This is a genomic window from Streptomyces sp. NPDC058632 (genome assembly GCF_042717095.1).
In the GTDB taxonomy this organism is placed as follows: Bacteria; Actinomycetota; Actinomycetes; order Streptomycetales; family Streptomycetaceae; genus Streptomyces.
Map to the genome: position 1 here is coordinate 14,477 of NZ_JBHXQZ010000101.1, position 14,171 is coordinate 28,647.

A 14,171-nucleotide genomic window follows, 5' to 3' on the forward strand; every position below is an offset into this window, starting at 1 on the left:
CGGAAAACCGGAGGGCCCCGGCTCAGCGGGTGGCCGCCGCATCGTCCTCCACCGTGCGGGCCCGGCCCGCCAGCACGCCGGCGATCATCTGCGGGATCAGCAGGGCGGACATGAGTGCGAGGGGGAGGCCCCAGCCGCCGCTGTGCTGGTAGAGGATGCCCACCAGGAGGGGGCCCGGGATGGAGATCAGATAGCCGGTGCTCTGCGCGAAGGCCGACAGCCCGGCCACACCCGCGCCGGACCTGGCCCGCATCCCGACCATGGTGAGCGCGAGCGGGAAGGCGCAGTTGGCGATGCCCAGCAGCAGTGCCCAGACCGGGGCGCCGGCGGCGGGCGCCATGTACAGCCCGGCGTATCCGATCAGGCCGCTCACGCCGAGCACGACCACGATGGGGCCCTGCCGGGGCAGCCGTGTGGCGACGCGCGGGATGACGAAGGCGAGCGGCACCCCCATCACCATGGTGAGCGCGAGGAGCAGCCCGGCGGTGCTCGCGGATACGCCCGCGTCCCGGAAGATCTGCGCCATCCAGCCCATGGTGATGTAGGCGGCGGTCGCCTGGAGTCCGAAGAAGACGGCGAGTGCCCAGGCGGTCCGGCTGCGGGTGATCCGCAGCTCGGGTGCGGGCTCCTGCTCCTGTGACGGGTGCCGCCCGGACACCCGCTGCCCCCGTGCGTCCTCTCCCGGCGTGTGCCGTTCCGTCCTGGGCCGCTCCCGCGCGGGCGTCCGCTCCGCCGGACCCCGGCCCCGCTTCCCCACGAACGGGAGCCAGGGCAGTACGGCGGCCGCGGCGAGCGCGGCCCACAGGGCGAGTCCCGACTCCCAGTTCCCGCCCAGCGCCTCGGCCGCCGGCACGGTCACCGCGGCGGCCAGGGCCGTGCCGAGGGCGAGGGCCATGGAGTACAGGCCGGTCATGGAGCCGACCCGGTCCGGGAACCACTGCTTGACGATGACCGGCATCAGGACGTTGCTGACGGCGATGCCCATGAGCGCGAGGGCGCTGGCCGCCAGGAAGCCCGCCGTGCTCCCCGTGAACGGACGGATCAGCAGACCGGTGCCGATGGCGGCCATGCCGGCGCACACCACCGCACCCGGTCCGAAGCGGCGGGCCAGCCGCGGGGCGGTGACACCGAAGACGGCGAAGCACAGCGGGGGCACGGAGGTGAGCAGCCCGGCCGTGGTGCCGCTCATGCCGAGTCCGGTACGGACCTCCTCGAGCAGTGCCCCGAGGCTGGTGATGGCGGGGCGGAGGTTCAGCGCCGCCACCACGATGCCGACGACGAGCAGCCGTATCGTCCACGCGCGCGTGCCGGCCCGTCCGGCCTCGCCCGCCCCCCTGTCACCGGGCTCCGTGCCGTCGGACGCCGGAGCCTTTGTGCGCGCCGTCGTGGACGTGACCGTCCGGGATTCCTCACCAACCATGATGTCCATCATAGAATCATGGGATGATTGGTTGTCCATGTCGGAGGCGCCACCCGACGCCGCCGCCGTGCGAAGGTGTGCCATGCCCCTGAGTCATCCCCGCCGTTCCGCACTGTCCGAGCAGGTCATCGCCGCCCTGCGCGCCCAGATCACCTCGGGTGAGTGGCCGGTCGGCTCCCGCATTCCGACCGAGCCGGAGCTGGTCGAGCAGCTGGGGGTGGCCCGTAACACGGTCCGCGAGGCCGTCCGCGCGCTGGCGCACAACGGGCTGCTGGCCATCCGCCAGGGCTCGGGCACGTATGTCGTCGCCACGAGCGAGCTGGCGGGTGTGATGCACCGCCGCTTCGCCGACGCCGACCCCGGGCACATCGCGGAACTGCGCTCCACCCTGGAGGCGTCCGCGGCGCGGCTGGCCGCACGGCGACGCACCGAGAAGGACCTCAAGCAGCTCGACACGCTGCTGCTGCGCCGGGAGGAGGCCTGGGAGTCCGGTGCGGCGGAACCGTTCGTGGCGGCGGACGCCACCTTCCACCTCGCCGTCGTGGCCGCGTCCCACAACGACGTACTGATCGCCCTGTACGCGGACCTGAGCGAGGTGCTGCGGGACTGGCTGCGCGACGACGTGGGCCAGGAGCTGACCCCGGAGACGCACATGGACCACGCGCGGCTGCTGGACGCGATCCGCGCGGGTGACGCGGCGACGGCGGCCGAGGAGGCCGCCTCCTACCCGCTCGTGTGCCGTCCGGGGCGCGTCAGCCCGCCTTCCGGTGGCTGATCCACGCCGTCCCGACCTCGTCCCAGCAGCGTCCGGCGAGCCGTACGGTCTGCGCGGGTCCGGCGGCCACCGGGGGGCTGTCGCTGTCGAGGTCCCACCAACGGAGGCACTCGATGTGCAGGCGCACGTGATCGGTGTCCGGGTAGGGGTTGTGGCAGTACGCGGTCACCCAGGACCCGTCGACCCCGATCCGGCAGGCGGCACCGAACGGATCGTCGGCCGCCGCGTCGCCAGGCCCGTCGTCGTCCGATCCCGCGTCGGCGGGGTGCACGCGCGCGTGCGGCATCGCGTCGTACGGCATCGCGTCGTACGACAGGATCGGCACGAGTCCGATACCCGCAGCGACGGCGACGGTCATCGAGGCCAGGCGGTAGAAGCGCACAAGGGGACCTCCTCGGCCGTGCTGGGGAGGGGGGATCACGCGGCGGACGTGTACTCCACAGTGCCCTGGTGCCGCCGGATCCCGCCCGCTGTGCTGAGCCGGCCGGGTGACGTGGCCGAGGGCCCGCACCCTCCCGGGGGTACGGGCCCTCGACGACTTCTGCGGGCGGCTGCCGCGGGCGGGAGCCGGCGAAAGCCTAGGCGCCGACGGCGTGCAGCCCGCCGTCCACGTGGACGATCTCGCCCGTGGTCTTCGGGAACCAGTCGCTCAGCAGGGCGACGACCCCGCGGCCGGCCGGCTCCGGGTCCTTCAGGTCCCACTCCAGCGGGGCCCGGTGGTCCCACACGGAGGCCAGCTCGCCGAAGCCCGGGATGGACTTGGCGGCCATGGAGCCGATCGGGCCCGCCGAGATCAGGTTGCAGCGGATGTTCTGCTTGCCCAGGTCACGCGCCATGTAGCGGCTGGTCGCCTCCAGCGCGGCCTTGGCCGGGCCCATCCAGTCGTACTGCGGCCAGGCGTACTGCGCGTCGAAGGTGAGGCCGACGACGGAACCGCCGCTCTGCATCAGCGGCAGGCAGGCCATGGTCAGGGACTTCAGGGAGAACGCCGAGACGTGCATGGCCGTGGCGACCGACTCGAACGGCGTGTTGAGGAAGTTGCCGCCCAGCGCGTCCTGCGGCGCGAAGCCGATGGAGTGCACGACGCCGTCGAGGCCGCCGAGCTCCTCACCCACGATGTCGGCGAGACGGCCCAGGTGCTCCTCGTTGGTCACGTCGAGCTCGATGACCTTGGTGGGCTTGGGGAGCTTCCTGGCGATGCGCTCGGTCAGCGTGGGCCGCGGGAACGCGGTGAGGATGATCTCGGCGCCCTGTTCCTGGGCCAGCCGGGCCGTGTGGAAGGCGATGGAGGACTCCATCAGCACGCCGGTGATCAGGACGCGCTTGCCCTCGAGAATTCCGCTCATGTCGTTCAGTGACCCATTCCCAGTCCGCCGTCAACGGGAATGACGGCTCCAGTGATGTACGAGGCGTCGTCCGAGGCGAGGAACCGCACCGCGGCGGCGATCTCCTCGGGCTGCGCGTACCGGCCGAGCGGCACCTGCGACACGATGCCCGCCCGCTGCTCGTCGGTGAGCACCTTGGTCATGTCGGTGTCGACGAAGCCGGGCGCGACGACGTTGAAGGTGATGTTGCGCGAGCCCAGCTCCCGGGCGAGGGAGCGCGCGAAGCCGACCAGGCCGGCCTTGGACGCGGCGTAGTTCGCCTGTCCCGCCTGGCCGGCCAGGCCCACCACCGAGGAGATCAGGACGACCCGGCCCTTACGGGCACGCAGCATGGCGCGGTTGGCGCGCTTGACGATCCGGAAGGTGCCGGTGAGGTTGGTGTCGACGACCGAGGTGAAGTCCTCCTCGGACATGCGCATCAGGAGCTGGTCCTTGGTGATGCCGGCATTGGCGACGAGCACCTCGACCGGGCCGTGCTGGGCCTCGATCTCCTTGTAGGCCTGCTCCACCTGCTCGGAGTCGGTGATGTCGCACTTGACGGCGAGGAAGCCCTTGGGCGGCTCACCCGAGCGGTACGTGATCGCGACCTTGTCACCGGCATCGGCGAACACGCGGGCGATGGCGAGGCCGATGCCCCGGTTGCCTCCGGTGACGAGAACCGAGCGGCTCAACGGATCACCCTTTCGATAGCGGTCTGGAGCCCCTGCGACACAGGCGCCTTCCCCGAAAACCTATCGGTCGGAGCGCCTCGAAGGACATTGGGGCACCGACAGTGGCCGATGGGACTCACTGTCGGATCCCTACAGAAACGCCCGGTTCCCAGTCCGCCGTACCGGGTGCGTGGGCGGACAGTCCTTCGGCGCGAGCGGTCTCGGGCATTCTGCGGTCGTAGGTCACCAGGGCGGTCAGGTCGTCCCGCAGCGAGAGCGCGCCGGCCACGTGGATCGCCTCCAGCGTCCTCAGGCGTCCGACCAGCAGGGCGGCTCCGTCGCGCACCTCGCGGGTGAGGAGGACCCCGGTGATCCGGGCGTCCAGGTCCTCCATCAGGCCTTGACGAGGTTGGTCGCGTTCCGGTTCACGTGGTCCTTGAAGGGAGTGCTGTTCTCCTGTCCGGACTCTCCGATCGCCTGCGACCGGTCCGCCTCCAGCCCCGGCTTCCCGGCGAGGACCCGCTCCCCCAGCTCCCGGAGGACCAAGCCGTCCTGGGGTGCTTCCTCCCGCAGGACGGCGGCGGTGTGCAGGGCCCGGGCGACGACGGTCGTGATGCCGGTCACGGCGTCCATTCCTCGCAGGGCACGGGGGTGACGGCCGCACCCGGACTCGGTCCGGGCCGACCGGGGTGATCGGCGTGACCGGGATGCCGTCGTGGCCGATGCGGGACACCACGCTGCTCAGCCGGTCGGTGTGGTCCGGGCACGGGCAGTACAGCGTGTCCGGTGGGCCTCCGACGTGAGCGCCCGCCCGTCGGCGACGAGCCGCTTGAGGACCGCCCTGACCTCCTTGCTCGGATGGTCCGCCGCAGCGATCTCGCGTCCGACCACATACGCCCCCACAAGCCTTCGCCCGTCGCGGAGCCGACCGTCAAGCTCGAGCAGGTCGATAAGCGCACCCGCCCTACTGACACTGGCCGAAATCACAACTCAGCCGACACAGCGGGTCGTTGCGGAAGACGATCGTCAACTACGGCCGGACGGGACACGGGTCGTCCGGGACGCGGACCGCGCACTCCGCCCACACGGTCTTGCCCGGCCCCATTCGCCCGTCCACGCCCCAGCGGTCGGCGACGGCTTCCACGAGGAGCAGGCCTCGTCCGCCTTCGGTGTCCGCGGCGGGCCGGCCCGCCGGTTCGGGGAGCTCCGGGTGCGCCGGATGGGTGTCGGACACCTCGACGCGGACGAGTCCCGCGGTCCGGTCACAGGTGAGCCGCAGCTCGAAGTCGCGTCCGGGGACGCGGCCGTGGAGGACCGCGTTGGCGGCGAGTTCGGCCACGACGAGGGTGACGGTGTCGGAGACCGGGCTGCCGTAGGGCAGCCCCCACAGGTCGAGCCGGTGCGTGGCGAGTCTGCGGGCGAGACGCGCGCCGCGGCGCGTGGCGGAGAACCGCTGGGCGAACACACTTACGGTAACGGCCTCTTGGGCCCGTGGCGCTGGCATGCGCCCAGCGTTCCGCCCCCTCCCGGCCCTCAACAGGGACGACACCCATACAGGTGCGGCTGTATCGGCGCACACTCTGGACTGGGTGGGTCACTCCCCGTGACCCTGGGTGGGTCGGGCGGGGTTGAGCGAGGCGTGGAGACGCGGACACGGGAGGCATGCGGCGATGAGGGCGGACCACGGCGGAGGCGGAAACGGCGGCGCGAACGGCACGGAGGCGGAACTCTCCGACAGTCTGAAGACCTTCGGCGTGGTCCTCAAGGCACTGCGCGAGGAATCCGGCCTGACCCAGGAGGAGTTCGCGCGGCAGGTGCGGTACTCGGCGGCGTACGTCGCCAAGATCGAGCAGGGGAAGCGGTTCCCGCCGGCGGACCTGCCCGCGCGGGCGGAGGAGGTCCTGGGGCCGGTCGCGCTCAAGGTCCTCACGGCGGCGGCGAAGAGCCTGACACGGAGGGCGGGGCTGGCGTCGTGGTTCCGGCAGTGGGCGGGGATCGAGGAGGAGGCAATCTCCTTGTATGCGTATGAATGCCGGGCGGTTCCAGGGTTGTTGCAGCCGGAGGGGTACGCGCGGGCAGTGTTCGAGCGCAATCTGCCGCCGCTCTCACAGGAGCAGATCGAGCGACAGGTACGCGCGAGGATGGAGAGGCAGGAGCTCCTGACCTCGCGGCCGAACACAGCCTTCAGCTTCGTCATCGAGCAAGGCATCCTGGAGCGGTGCGTTGGGGGAACCACCGTCGCCAACGAGGTCATCGACCACCTTCTCCTTGTTGGACAGCGGCACAACGTGGAGATCCAGGTCATGCCACTTCGGCAAGAAGAACACTGTGGCGTCGAGGGACAGATGTACCTGGCTGAGACACCGGCTCACCAGTGGATCGGCTACACCGAGGGGCAGCGATCAAGCAACCTGATCACCGCCCCGAACGACCTGAGTGTCCTCCTCCAACGCTATGGCAAACTGCGTGCCCAGGCCCTGGACTGCCGGGCTACCGTGAGCCTGCTGGAACAGATGCGAGGAGCACTATGAGCACCACTGATCAGCTGCGCTGGTTCAAGAGCAGCTACAGCGGGGGCGAGGGTGACAACTGCGTCGAGGTCGCCGTGCGCCCCGAGGCCGTCCACATCCGCGACTCCAAGGACAAGCGCATCCGCCCTCTCGTCGTCACGCCGACCGCCTGGGCGGCGTTCGCGGCCGGCGCGTCTCTGGACGGCTGAGTTCGCGTCGTACGTGGCATCGGCGGGCGGGTACGGGAGTTGCTTCCGTACCCGCCCGCTGATCTGCGCCACCGGCCTTTCCGGAGGAGCCCGGGCGGTGAGACATGGTTCACTGCCTCCGACGGTCACCACAGGCAAGCGCCCGAAGGGATCTCTCCAACCGTGCCCCATGAAGTCGATCAGTCGTTTCTGGCGCTCCCCCTACGCCCCCTCGCCGACGCCGCGCTCGCGCGGGCGCGGTCGCTGGGGGCCGAGCACGCGGACTTCCGCCTGGAGCGGGTGCGCGACGCGTCCTGGCGGCTGCGGGACGCCAGGCCGGCCGGGTCGTCGGACACCACCGACCTGGGGTACGCGGTGCGCGTGGTGCACGGCGGGACGTGGGGTTTCGCGGCCGGCGTGGATCTCACCCCGGACGCCGCCGCCAAGGTCGCCTCGCAGGCCGTGGCGATGGCGAAGCTGTCCGCCCGGGTGATCAGTGCGGCGGGGTCGACGGAGAGGGTGGAGCTGGCCGACGAGCCCGTGCACTCCGAGAAGACCTGGGTGTCGTCGTACGAGATCGACCCGTTCACCGTGCCCGACGCGGAGAAGGCCGGGCTGCTGGCCGAGTGGAGCGCGCGGCTGCTGGCGGCGCGCGGGGTGGACCACGTGGACGCCTCACTGCTCACCGTGCACGAGAACAAGTTCTACGCCGACACCGCGGGGACCGTCACCACGCAGCAACGGGTACGGCTCCACCCCGTGTTCACGGCCGTCTCCGTCGACGAGTCGAGCGGTGAGTTCGACTCCATGCGCACCCTCGCGCCGCCCGTGGGGCGTGGCTGGGAGTACCTGACGGGCACCGGCTGGGACTGGGCCGACGAGCTGGAGCGGATTCCCGGGCTGCTGGCCGAGAAGATGCGCGCGCCGAGCGTCGAGCCGGGCCTGTACGACCTGGTCGTGGACCCGTCCAACCTGTGGCTGACCATCCACGAGTCCGTCGGGCACGCCACCGAGCTGGACCGGGCCCTCGGTTACGAGGCCGCCTACGCCGGCACCTCCTTCGCCACCTTCGACCAGCTCGGCACACTCAAGTACGGCTCGGAGCTGATGCACGTCACCGGCGACCGCACCGCCGAGCACGGACTGGCGACCGTCGGGTACGACGACGAGGGAGTCGAGGCGCAGTCCTGGGACCTGGTGAGGGACGGGACGCTGGTCGGCTACCAGTTGGACCGGCGGATCGCGAGGCTGACCGGGTTCGAGCGGTCCAACGGGTGCGCGTTCGCGGACTCCCCCGGGCATGTGCCGGTGCAGCGCATGGCCAACGTGTCGCTGCGGCCGGATCCGGCCGGGATGTCGACCGAGGACCTGATCGGGGGCGTGGACCGGGGTATCTACGTCGTCGGTGACCGGTCGTGGAGCATCGACATGCAGCGCTACAACTTCCAGTTCACCGGGCAGCGCTTCCACCGGATCGAGAACGGGCGGCTGGCGGGGCAGCTGCGGGACGTCGCCTACCAGGCCACGACCACCGACTTCTGGGGCTCCATGGCGGCGGTCGGCGGGCCGCAGACGTACGTCCTCGGGGGTGCCTTCAACTGCGGCAAGGCCCAGCCGGGGCAGATCGCGGCGGTCTCGCACGGCTGCCCGTCCGCCCTCTTCAAGGGCGTCAACATTCTGAACACCACGCAGGAGGCGGGCCGATGAGGGGCAGTGTCGCACTCGGCCGGGGGTCCGGGGGTCGTCCCCCGGGACAACACAGCCTGAACACCACGCAGGAGGCGGGTCGATGAGCGCGCGCACCAGCAAGCCGTACGAGATCGTCGAGCGTGCTCTCGCGCTGTCCCGGGCCGACGGCTGTGTCGTGATCGCCGACGAGCGGTCGAGCGCCAATCTGCGCTGGGCGGGCAACTCGCTCACCACGAACGGTGTCACGCGCGGGCGCACGCTCACCGTCATCGCCACCGTGGACGGCCAGGAGGGCACCGCGTCCGGCGTGGTGTCCCGGTCCGCGGTGACGGTCGACGAACTGGAGCCCCTGGTGCGGGCCGCCGAGGCCGCCGCGCGGGGTGCCGGCCCCGCCGAGGACGCCCAGCCGCTGGTCACGGGCGTGGCCGAGTCCCCCGGGTTCACCGAGGCGCCCGCGGAGACGTCGTCCGCCGTGTTCGCCGACTTCGCGCCGGCGCTCGGGGAGGCGTTCGCACGTGCCCGTGCGGGCGGGCGGGAGTTGTACGGCTTCGCCCACCACGAGCTGGTGTCCAGCTACCTCGGCACGTCCACGGGGCTGCGGCTGCGGCACGACCAGCCGGGCGGGACGCTGGAGCTCAACGCCAAGTCGCCGGACCGTACCCGCTCGGCGTGGGCGGGCCGCTCCACGCGGGATTTCAAGGACGTCGACCCGGCGGCGCTCGACGCCGAGCTGGCCCTGCGGCTGGGCTGGGCCGAGCGGCGGCTCGAGCTGCCCGCCGGCCGGTACGAGACGCTGCTGCCGCCGACCGCGGTGGCGGACCTGCTGATCTACCAGCTGTGGTCGGCCTCGGGGCGGGACGCGGTCGAGGGGCGCACGGTGTTCTCCAAGCCGGGCGGCGGCACCCGGGTCGGCGAGCGGCTGACCGGGCTGCCGCTGACCCTGCGCAGCGACCCGGACGAGCCGGGCCTGGAGTCGGCGCCGTTCGTGATCGCGCACTCCTCCGGCGGCGACCGGTCGGTGTTCGACAACGGGCTGCCGCTGACGGCCACGGACTGGGTGCGCGAGGGCGAGCTGAACCGGCTGACGACCAGCAGGCACAGCGCGGGCCTGACCGGGCTGCCGACGGCGCCCGGCATCGACAACCTGATCCTGGACGGCGGCGGCGACCGCTCCCTGGAGGAGATGGTCGCGGCCACGGATCATCGTGGGCCCTGCCTGCTGCTGACCTGTCTGTGGTACATCCGCGAGGTGGACCCGGCGACCCTGCTGCTCACCGGGCTGACCCGGGACGGTGTCTACCTCGTCGAGAACGGCGAGGTCGTCGGCGAGGTCAACAACTTCCGGTTCAACGAGTCGCCGGTGGACCTGCTGGGCCGGGCCACGGAGGCGGGCCGTACGGAGAAGACGCTGCCCAGGGAGTGGGGCGACTGGTTCACCAGGGCCGCGATGCCCGCGCTGCGGGTCCCCGAATTCAATATGAGTTCCGTCAGCCAGGGCGTATAACCTCGTAGGCGTTCGGAAACCGAAGCAGCACCGAGGAGACGCGAGAACCGTGACGGACATCGTCGACGAGCTGAAGTGGCGCGGGCTGTTCGCCCTGTCCACCGACGAGGACGCCTTGCGCAAGGCGCTCGCGGACGGTCCTGTCACGTTCTATTGCGGCTTCGACCCGACCGCGCCGTCACTGCACGTCGGACATCTGGTGCAGGTGCTCACGGTGCGCCGGCTCCAGCAGGCCGGGCACCGGCCGCTGGCGCTGGTCGGCGGCGCCACGGGCCTGATCGGCGACCCCCGCCCGACGGCGGAGCGCACGCTGAACGAGCCGGAGACGGTGTCCGGCTGGGTGGACCGGCTGCGTGGCCAGATCGAGCCGTTCCTGTCCTTCGAGGGCGAGAACGCGGCGGTCATGGTCAACAACCTCGACTGGACGCAGAACCTGTCCGCGATCGAGTTCCTGCGGGACGTGGGCAAGCACTTCCGCGTCAACAAGATGCTGACGAAGGACTCCGTCGCACGGCGGCTGGAGTCCTCCGAGGGCATCAGTTACACGGAGTTCAGCTACCAGCTCCTGCAGGGCATGGACTTCCTCCAGCTGTACCGGCGCTACGGCTGCACGCTCCAGCAGGGCGGCAGCGACCAGTGGGGCAACCTCACGGCCGGGCTCGACCTGATCCACCGCCTGGAGCCGCACGCCGAGGCGCACGCGCTGGCGACGCCGTTGATGACGAAGGCGGACGGCACCAAGTTCGGCAAGACCGAGGGCGGGGCCGTCTGGCTCGACCCGGAGATGACCACGCCGTACGCGTTCTACCAGTTCTGGCTGAACGTCGACGACCGGGACATCTCGACGTACATGCGCATTCTGTCCTTCAGGTCCCGCGAGGAGCTGGAGGCGTTGGAGGCGCAGACGGCGGAGCGTCCGCAGGCGCGCGCCGCGCAGCGCGCCCTGGCGGAGGAGCTGACGACGCTGGTGCACGGCGCCGGCCAGACGGCCGCCGTGATCGCCGCGTCGAAGGCGCTGTTCGGTCAGGGCGAGCTGGCGGAGCTGGACGAGCGGACGCTGGCGGCGGCCCTCTCGGAGCTGCCGCACGTCCGGGTCGCCGAGCTCGGTCCGGTCGTCGACCTGTTCGCCGAGGTCGGCCTGGTGCCCAGCAAGTCGGCCGCGCGGCGCACGGTGAAGGAGGGCGGTGCCTACGTGAACAACGTCAAGGTCATCGCCGAGGACGCCGTCCCCGCGAAGGAGGACCTGCTGCACGGCCGCTGGCTGGTGCTGCGCCGGGGCAAGAAGAACCTGGCGGCGGTGGAGGTCACGCCCGCCTGAGCCCGCGCCCGTCGCACGGGCGCGTCGTGTGGACGTCCGGTGTGCCGCACCGGACGCGCGCGGCGTGCCCGCGTGACCGGCGCGCGTCGGTCAGGTCCGTCGTGCGCGCTTGCCCCGCATCTGCATGTACAGCATGTCGACGACGAACACGATGACGACCGCCGCCACCAGCTGGAAGATGTGCCGGCCCCAGTCGATGCCCGGGGTCTCCCCGATACCGAAGCCCCGTGCGATGGCGTTGCCCGCGATGGCGCCGAGGATGCCGCAGATGGTGGTCAGCCACAGCGGGCTGTGCTGCTTCCCCGGGATGATCGCCTTCGCGATCAGACCGAGCACGAACCCCACGATGATCGCCCACAACCAGCCCATGGCTTCCTCCTGAGACGCCTTGACACGGACATTACGGCCAGTGTCGACCCGGATCCGTTACGCCGCATGTCGGCCGGACCGTACGCGCGGCGGCGCAGGCCGGACGGACATACCGGAGTGCGGACCGGGGCGCGTAAGGGGCACGGAACAAGGGCGCCCCGGTTTCGTGGGCGGCGGGGACGCGGCGTACCGTGGTGGCGTGCGGGCCCGGAAGTCCCGGCCGGTCGCAGGACGGCCGGAGGCGGGGAGGGTCCGATTCGGGCGGATGGTGAATGCGATGCGGAAGCAGCATGACGGCGTCCAGGTGTTCCGGATCACCGGCGCCAGGGCGGGGCTCCAGGAGGATGTACGCGGGCGGCAGCGCCGGTACGTGATCTCGATGATCGTTCGTACGATCTCGGTCATTCTCGCGGCCACGCTCTGGAACGTGGAACGACATGTCGCGATCGTGGCGCTGGTTCTCGGCATACTGCTGCCGTACATCGCGGTGGTGATCGCCAACGCCGGGCGCGAAAACTCGCCGTCGCTGCCGTCGGCCTACCTGACGCCGCAGGAGCGGCCGATGATCACATCATCACGGACGAATGACGGGGCGGCGGAATCCGGGACGGAAGATGTTGCGCCCGAGCCCGCCCCCGACGTACGAACGGAGCGGCCCGAGCCGTCACGACCTTCGGGACATGACCATGACCGGCCGTAGGCGGAAGACACTAACCCGCCAAGCTCAGGAAAAGCTCAGATCAATCATGTTGTTCCGGTGCCAGGGGCGGGGTGACCCGTGACATACTTCGTACGCGCTCCGCATCCCCCGTCGGAGCGACAGACCGACGCCGGGCAGCTCCCCCCGTGGCTGCTCGGCGTCGCCTTTGTTCCGGGTGTCAGTGCCGCTCCCCACCCTTGCCCCTGAGACCTCGGGTTAGGGTCTGCGGTGTGATGGACCCTGAGCCCGAGACGCCGATCTGTTCCGCGAAGGGCTGCCGCGCCGCCGCCGTGTGGGTGCTCGCCTGGAACAACCCGAAGCTGCACACGCCGGAGCGCCGCAAGACCTGGCTCGCGTGCGAGGAGCACCGGGAACATCTGTCGCAGTTCCTCGGCGTACGCGGGTTCCTGAAGGACGTGGTGCGCTTCGAAGAGTGGAAGGCGCCCGAAGGGGCGTAGGGGCCCGCTCCGGGGGATGCCGCTCCGGGGAGGACCGCTCCACGGAGCCTCTCGGGCGGCGCCTCAGCCGCCGATCGCCGACATCGGGCGGTCCGGCTGGACGAAGGCCGGGTCGTCGAGGCCGGCGCCCGCCTTCTTGCCCCACATGGCCAGCTTCCAGATCCGGGCGATCTCCTCGTCGGGGGCGTCGGAACGCAGGGCGGCACGCAGGTCCGTCTCCTCGGAGGCGAACAGGCACGTACGTATCTGTCCGTCGGCGGTGAGCCGGGTGCGGTCGCAGGCCGCGCAGAACGGCCGGGTGACGGAGGCGATGACGCCGACGCGGTGCGGGCCGCCGTCGACCAGCCAGCGCTCGGCCGGAGCCGAACCCCGGGCCCCGTCGCCCTCGGGGGTCAGCTCGAAGCGGGTGCGCAGGGAGGTGAGGATGTCACCGGCGGTGATCATGCCGTCGCGCTTCCAGCCGTGCTGGGCGTCCAGGGGCATCTGCTCGATGAAGCGCAGCTCGTAGTCGTGCTCCACGGCCCAGGCGAGCAGGTCGGGGGCCTCGTCGTCGTTCAGCCCCGGCATCAGGACCGAGTTGACCTTCACCGGGGTCAGGCCGGCCTCCCGGGCCGCGTACAGGCCGTCGAGGACGTCCTGGTGACGGCTGCGGCGGGTGAGGGTCTTGAAGACGTCCGGGCGGAGCGTGTCCAGCGAGACGTTGACCCGGTCCAGGCCGGCCTGCTTCAGGGCCGCCGCCGTGCGCCCGAGGCCGATGCCGTTGGTGGTGAGGGACATCTGGGGACGGGGCTCCAGGGCGGCGACGCGCTCGACGATGCCGACCAGGCCGGGACGGAGCAGGGGTTCACCGCCGGTGAAGCGGACCTCCTCGATGCCGAGGGAGGTGACGGCGATGTCGACGAGGCGGACGATCTCGTCGTCCGTCAGCAGGTCGGGCTTGGCCAGCCACTGCAGGCCCTCCTCGGGCATGCAGTAGGTGCACCGCAGATTGCATCGGTCGGTCAGTGACACCCTCAGGTCGGTGGCCACCCGGCCGTACGTGTCGATGAGCACGTGGGCCCCCTCCCTCCAGTCGGATCACTCATGCTCCGTACCCGCGAGCCTACGTGACGCCACCGACAAGCCGTAGTGCCCCGGTACGACGAGATGCGACGAGATGCGACGGGATGCGCGACGGCCGCGTCGCAGGGACCTCCAGGGTCCGG

The 14,171-nt window shown here is 71.1% G+C and carries 17 protein-coding genes; 8 read left to right on the forward strand and 9 right to left on the reverse strand.

The features are described 5' to 3' along the window. Positions 1–22: 22 nt before the first annotated feature. Positions 23–1,432 (reverse strand): CynX/NimT family MFS transporter, encoded by a 1,410-nt coding sequence (locus ACFWVE_RS29460; RefSeq protein WP_384020394.1) that lies wholly within the window; start codon positions 1,430–1,432, stop codon positions 23–25. Between the two features lie 70 nt (positions 1,433–1,502). Between ACFWVE_RS29460 and ACFWVE_RS29465 the strand changes: the two genes are divergently transcribed. Then, positions 1,503–2,195 carry a FadR/GntR family transcriptional regulator gene (locus ACFWVE_RS29465; protein WP_384020397.1) on the forward strand — a complete coding sequence of 231 codons (693 nt, stop codon included), beginning with the start codon at positions 1,503–1,505 and terminating at the stop codon, positions 2,193–2,195. Here the strand turns inward: ACFWVE_RS29465 and ACFWVE_RS29470 are convergent. From ACFWVE_RS29470 to ACFWVE_RS29495, 6 genes are all read right to left on the reverse strand, one after another. Continuing rightward, on the reverse strand, positions 2,173–2,553 hold the full coding sequence (locus tag ACFWVE_RS29470) for a hypothetical protein (RefSeq protein ID WP_384020437.1): 381 nt from the start codon (positions 2,551–2,553) through the stop codon (positions 2,173–2,175). The genes ACFWVE_RS29465 and ACFWVE_RS29470 overlap by 23 nt on opposite strands. Before the next feature lie 220 nt (positions 2,554–2,773). Continuing rightward, positions 2,774–3,541: an enoyl-ACP reductase FabI gene (gene fabI, locus ACFWVE_RS29475; RefSeq protein ID WP_384020400.1), complete on the reverse strand. Its 768-nt coding sequence runs from the start codon at positions 3,539–3,541 to the stop codon at positions 2,774–2,776. A gap of 5 nt (positions 3,542–3,546) precedes the next feature. Beyond that, positions 3,547–4,251 carry a 3-oxoacyl-[acyl-carrier-protein] reductase gene (fabG, locus tag ACFWVE_RS29480; protein ID WP_384020403.1) on the reverse strand — a complete coding sequence of 235 codons (705 nt, stop codon included), beginning with the start codon at positions 4,249–4,251 and terminating at the stop codon, positions 3,547–3,549. Positions 4,252–4,366: 115 nt separating this feature from the next. Continuing rightward, complete coding sequence (locus tag ACFWVE_RS29485) at positions 4,367–4,624, reverse strand: hypothetical protein (RefSeq protein ID WP_384020406.1); 258 nt, start codon at positions 4,622–4,624, stop codon at positions 4,367–4,369. Further along, positions 4,624–4,854 (reverse strand): hypothetical protein, encoded by a 231-nt coding sequence (locus ACFWVE_RS29490; protein ID WP_384020409.1) that lies wholly within the window; start codon positions 4,852–4,854, stop codon positions 4,624–4,626. Before ACFWVE_RS29490 ends, ACFWVE_RS29485 begins: the two co-directional genes overlap by 1 nt. 406 nt (positions 4,855–5,260) lie before the next feature. Then, positions 5,261–5,695 carry an ATP-binding protein gene (locus ACFWVE_RS29495; RefSeq protein WP_384020411.1) on the reverse strand — a complete coding sequence of 145 codons (435 nt, stop codon included), beginning with the start codon at positions 5,693–5,695 and terminating at the stop codon, positions 5,261–5,263. A gap of 205 nt (positions 5,696–5,900) precedes the next feature. Here ACFWVE_RS29495 and ACFWVE_RS29500 point away from each other — a divergent pair, with 205 nt between their 5' ends. From ACFWVE_RS29500 to tyrS, 5 genes are all read left to right on the forward strand, one after another. After that, the gene (locus ACFWVE_RS29500; protein WP_384020414.1) at positions 5,901–6,761 is read left to right on the forward strand and encodes a Scr1 family TA system antitoxin-like transcriptional regulator; all 861 of its coding nucleotides are present in this window, start codon (positions 5,901–5,903) and stop codon (positions 6,759–6,761) included. Then, positions 6,758–6,949, forward strand: coding sequence for a DUF397 domain-containing protein (locus tag ACFWVE_RS29505; RefSeq protein ID WP_384020417.1), 192 nt, complete (start codon positions 6,758–6,760; stop codon positions 6,947–6,949). The genes ACFWVE_RS29500 and ACFWVE_RS29505 overlap by 4 nt, the downstream gene beginning before the upstream one ends. A gap of 162 nt (positions 6,950–7,111) precedes the next feature. Continuing rightward, on the forward strand, positions 7,112–8,635 hold the full coding sequence (locus ACFWVE_RS29510) for a TldD/PmbA family protein (RefSeq protein ID WP_384020420.1): 1,524 nt from the start codon (positions 7,112–7,114) through the stop codon (positions 8,633–8,635). A gap of 82 nt (positions 8,636–8,717) precedes the next feature. Beyond that, positions 8,718–10,121 carry a metallopeptidase TldD-related protein gene (locus ACFWVE_RS29515; RefSeq protein WP_384020422.1) on the forward strand — a complete coding sequence of 468 codons (1,404 nt, stop codon included), beginning with the start codon at positions 8,718–8,720 and terminating at the stop codon, positions 10,119–10,121. Between the two features lie 49 nt (positions 10,122–10,170). Further along, positions 10,171–11,439 carry a tyrosine--tRNA ligase gene (tyrS, locus tag ACFWVE_RS29520; RefSeq protein ID WP_384020425.1) on the forward strand — a complete coding sequence of 423 codons (1,269 nt, stop codon included), beginning with the start codon at positions 10,171–10,173 and terminating at the stop codon, positions 11,437–11,439. Between the two features lie 90 nt (positions 11,440–11,529). Here the strand turns inward: tyrS and ACFWVE_RS29525 are convergent, their stop codons facing one another. Beyond that, positions 11,530–11,808 carry a GlsB/YeaQ/YmgE family stress response membrane protein gene (locus tag ACFWVE_RS29525; RefSeq protein ID WP_384020428.1) on the reverse strand — a complete coding sequence of 93 codons (279 nt, stop codon included), beginning with the start codon at positions 11,806–11,808 and terminating at the stop codon, positions 11,530–11,532. Positions 11,809–12,085: 277 nt separating this feature from the next. Between ACFWVE_RS29525 and ACFWVE_RS29530 the strand changes: the two genes are divergently transcribed. Beyond that, entirely contained in the window at positions 12,086–12,508 is a 423-nt protein-coding gene (locus ACFWVE_RS29530) for a DUF3099 domain-containing protein (RefSeq protein WP_384020439.1), read from the forward strand. A gap of 233 nt (positions 12,509–12,741) precedes the next feature. Beyond that, positions 12,742–12,966, forward strand: coding sequence for a hypothetical protein (locus ACFWVE_RS29535; protein WP_384020442.1), 225 nt, complete (start codon positions 12,742–12,744; stop codon positions 12,964–12,966). Positions 12,967–13,029: 63 nt separating this feature from the next. Here the strand turns inward: ACFWVE_RS29535 and moaA are convergent, their stop codons facing one another. Then, entirely contained in the window at positions 13,030–14,019 is a 990-nt protein-coding gene (gene moaA / locus ACFWVE_RS29540; RefSeq protein ID WP_384020431.1) for a GTP 3',8-cyclase MoaA, read from the reverse strand. Positions 14,020–14,171: the final 152 nt, after the last annotated feature.

Excerpts from the sequence above, each read along its gene's own strand:
- ACFWVE_RS29470 (WP_384020437.1), bottom strand. The coding sequence starts at position 2,553 with ATGACCGTCGCCGTCGCTGCGGGTATCGGACTCGTGCCGATCCTGTCG.
- ACFWVE_RS29485 (WP_384020406.1), bottom strand. The coding sequence starts at position 4,624 with ATGGAGGACCTGGACGCCCGGATCACCGGGGTCCTCCTCACCCGCGAG.
- ACFWVE_RS29500 (WP_384020414.1), top strand. The coding sequence starts at position 5,901 with ATGAGGGCGGACCACGGCGGAGGCGGAAACGGCGGCGCGAACGGCACG.
- ACFWVE_RS29460 (WP_384020394.1), bottom strand. The coding sequence starts at position 1,432 with ATGATGGACATCATGGTTGGTGAGGAATCCCGGACGGTCACGTCCACG.
- ACFWVE_RS29530 (WP_384020439.1), top strand. The coding sequence starts at position 12,086 with ATGCGGAAGCAGCATGACGGCGTCCAGGTGTTCCGGATCACCGGCGCC.
- ACFWVE_RS29505 (WP_384020417.1), top strand. The coding sequence starts at position 6,758 with ATGAGCACCACTGATCAGCTGCGCTGGTTCAAGAGCAGCTACAGCGGG.
- fabI (WP_384020400.1), bottom strand. The coding sequence starts at position 3,541 with ATGAGCGGAATTCTCGAGGGCAAGCGCGTCCTGATCACCGGCGTGCTG.
- ACFWVE_RS29515 (WP_384020422.1), top strand. The coding sequence starts at position 8,718 with ATGAGCGCGCGCACCAGCAAGCCGTACGAGATCGTCGAGCGTGCTCTC.
- ACFWVE_RS29535 (WP_384020442.1), top strand. The coding sequence starts at position 12,742 with ATGGACCCTGAGCCCGAGACGCCGATCTGTTCCGCGAAGGGCTGCCGC.
- ACFWVE_RS29525 (WP_384020428.1), bottom strand. The coding sequence starts at position 11,808 with ATGGGCTGGTTGTGGGCGATCATCGTGGGGTTCGTGCTCGGTCTGATC.
- ACFWVE_RS29465 (WP_384020397.1), top strand. The coding sequence starts at position 1,503 with ATGCCCCTGAGTCATCCCCGCCGTTCCGCACTGTCCGAGCAGGTCATC.